This window comes from Micromonospora globispora, from assembly GCF_003857015.1.
Lineage (GTDB): Bacteria > Actinomycetota > Actinomycetes > Mycobacteriales > Micromonosporaceae > Micromonospora > Micromonospora globispora.
Genome location: NZ_QGGF01000773.1, coordinates 1 through 614 on the forward strand (window position 1 = coordinate 1; position 614 = coordinate 614).

The following is a 614-nucleotide window of genomic DNA, read 5'->3' on the forward strand; positions in this document are numbered from 1 at the left end:
CCACCGCGGGCGCGGTGACCGCGATCCTGGACCGGATCGGCCTGGTGGCCGGGCCGGCCGGCCCGGTACGGCGGCGCACGGTGCTGGTGGTCCGCAGCGACGCGGCCGGGGACGTGCTGGTCACCGGCCCCGGCATCCGGGCGGTGGCCGCCGCAGCGGAACGGCTGGTGCTGCTCTGCGGCCCACGCGGACGGGCCGCCGCGGAGCTGCTGCCCGGGGTGGACGAGCTCATCGAGTGGCCGCTGCCCTGGATCGACGGCCGGCCGGCCCCCGTCGACCCTGACGACATGCGCCGACTCACCGCCCGCCTCGCCGCCGTCAACGCCGACGAGGCGGTCATCTTCACCTCCTTTCACCAGTCCCCACTGCCCCTGGCCCTGCTGCTGCGGATGGCCGGGGTACCCCGGATCAGCGCCATCAGCGACGACTACCCCGGCTCCCTGCTCGACGTCCGACACCGGGTACCCGTCGGCATCCCCGAACCCGAACGCGCCCTCTCCCTCGCCGCCGCCGCCGGGTTCACCCTGCCCACCGACGACCAGCCCGGGCTGCGGCTACGCGCCGACCTGACCGGCCCCCGCCCGGACGGCCTCGACGGCGACTACGTCGTGGTG

General features: G+C 76.4%; 1 protein-coding gene. It reads left to right on the plus strand.

The window, feature by feature from the left end; all coding sequences use genetic code 11:
* Positions 1 to 614: glycosyltransferase family 9 protein (locus DKL51_RS33710; protein WP_148097939.1), on the plus strand; the 614-nt coding region annotated here is incomplete at both ends.